The sequence below is a fragment of the Massilia sp. DWR3-1-1 genome, from assembly GCF_049898325.1.
Lineage (GTDB): Bacteria > Pseudomonadota > Gammaproteobacteria > Burkholderiales > Burkholderiaceae_D > JAFCUW01.
The window spans coordinates 1-2199 of record NZ_JAFCXL010000061.1 but is presented as its reverse complement, the minus strand read 5'-3'; the positions used below and the strand labels follow the sequence as shown (position 1 = coordinate 2199).

Annotated in this window: 2 protein-coding genes; one reads left to right on the top strand and one right to left on the bottom strand. The window is 54.5% G+C overall.

Going from position 1 to position 2199, the window contains the following annotated elements; genetic code table 11:
• Window positions 1–95 precede the first annotated feature (95 nt).
• Complete coding sequence (locus ACP7EY_RS23850) at window positions 96–479, top strand: recombinase family protein (protein ID WP_426197739.1); 384 nt, start codon at window positions 96–98, stop codon at window positions 477–479.
• Window positions 480–1061: 582 nt separating this feature from the next.
• Here the strand turns inward: ACP7EY_RS23850 and ACP7EY_RS23845 are convergent.
• Window positions 1062–2199 (bottom strand): AAA family ATPase (locus tag ACP7EY_RS23845; RefSeq protein ID WP_426197738.1); only part of this gene is annotated, 1138 nt, incomplete at its 5' end.

Here is a 2199-nt window from a genome sequence, read left to right as displayed (position 1 = left end):
AGGCTGGCTGAACGAGTGATGAAAAGAGTGAATATCCAGCATGTGCTGGTGACGGAGGTGTATCAGTTTTAAATCGCTGCGAAGGCCAAAACTGTATCAGTTTTAAATCGCTGTTGACAGTTGCAGAGCTGGGCGCTGACATCGATCCGTTTGTCCTGCACCTGTACGCGTCCTTGGCTGAGAAAGAGCGCCGACTGATCTCCGAGCGCACGAAGGCGGCCCTGGCAATGAAGAAGGCTTCTGGCGTCGTCCTAGGCAACCGTACTAACCTGCCCGATGCACAGTTCAAGGGCCGTGAGGCGCGCGAGCAGGCATCCATCGAGTTTTCCAAGAAGATGATGGGCCACTTGGGCAACATCCGTGAAGGCATGAGCTTGAACGCTATTGCCGCTCACCTGAATCAGATGGGAGTGCCGACGATCAGAGGCGGGAAGTGGACGGCGAAGGCAGTCAGCAGAGTCCAACAATGGGCGGCCTGATTAGGCGACCAGCACAGACCGCCCTAAAGCGAATGCATAAGCAAGTCAGCAAACTAATAAGGAACGCCTAGTTTCCGCCACGCCGCCTCGGCACCATTACGGGAACGACTGGCTCATATGCCTTTAGCCCCGCATCACCTGTCAAAATTTCGACATGATATGAGGCTCGGGCGTAATGTTCTGCGACATCCTTAATGGTCGCATCGCCAATGCTAAGCCCTCCTGCGGCCAAGGCGGGCCATTCGTCAGCCAAACGGCGCAACTGGTCTGGTTGCCAAAGTGCCGATTGGTCAGTAAAGGCGGCCCACGGACTTTCCGCGTCAGCGGCCCCACGTAGGTATGCAGCAAGGCGACCTGCGCGCTCATATCTACTATTGTCTGCGGCCTGTGAAATGTGATTGCCGGTCTCTATTAAGCTGGCAATAGGCAGCACGAACGTGCTCCCCTTACCAGTTTCCGCCTCGACCAGCACTGCGATCCTAGCGTGATCCCATCTATCCTCGTCAGGGCCAGCAGTTTCTTTGCCTGGCACTTGCAGCCAGCAGAGCAGTACCGAAGTATCGAGAATCAAAACTCGCTTGATCATGCAACCGCACCGTTTGGGGGTAATACAGCAACTGTTGCATCCCCATCAGTTGAGAAATCCAGTTCCTGCTGTGTGATGGTTGGGGGCTGAATCGGCCTCGCCCTGCCCGTGACCGCCGTCTCAATTAAGCCGCGACTTGAGAGCATGCCGACCGGACCCTGCGCAAGCAATTTTGGCAGTTGATCAATGTCTTCTAACAACGTCAACAAACTGCATCCTGCCGAAGGATCACGGTGAGCAACCGTAATGAACGGCACCATTGCGGTTCCCATCGCATCGAGGAGTGCTGGGTTATGGGTCGTTACAAGCACGTCAACCCCGCGCAACGTTCCGACGTCCGTGAGCATTGCTAACAGCAACGTAGCGCGAGAAGGGTGCAAACCGTTATCGACTTCCTCAATAACTAACAAGCTGCCTCTCGGTCGTGTCAGCAGTGCGGTGAGAATTGCAAGGAAGCGCAGCGTGCCGTCAGACATCCCTCGTGCATCAATTAAATGAACCTCGTCATTGTCCAGCCATCGCTCTTCACAATAAAGCATTGCGTCTGATTTAAACGGCCCCACAGTCGCTGCATAGACGCGTCGTATGTCGCGCTCCGGCAACTGGCTAGCGTATTTCGCAAGCACTCCCTCGATTTCTGCCCCCTTCTCTTCGGGGAGGGCGGCAAGCACACCAGCGATATTTCTGCCGTCGGAATCCAGGCGTTCTGAGAGCGGAAAGTAAGCACGCATGTGAGACGGAATCGGGTCAAGGATGAAAATTTCGCGCAACGATTCGATAACTACTGTGACGCCCTCTTGAATCTCTTGGCGAAGCTTTTGACCATAAAGCTGAAAGAGGCCGGTGTGCGCCCTGCTGAGTTGCCGTGGTGTCCCTTGCTTCTCGTTGTAAAGTCGAGCAACGATTGTGGGCGAGTCCTCCGCACAAGGATCGGTTCGGAACAAGCGTATTTGCCCGGCCTGAGACTTTCTAGTACCGTCCTTGCCCAGCCGAAACTTTGTCCTCAAAAGCTGTTTGCTGTGGTCTAATTTGTCCGGACACCTCAATAGGTGGAAAATGCACCACCTGAGGAGCAAGACATGGCAACAAGAAAACGCATAACATTCGATCCAAGCCTGAAGCTTGAAGTGGTTC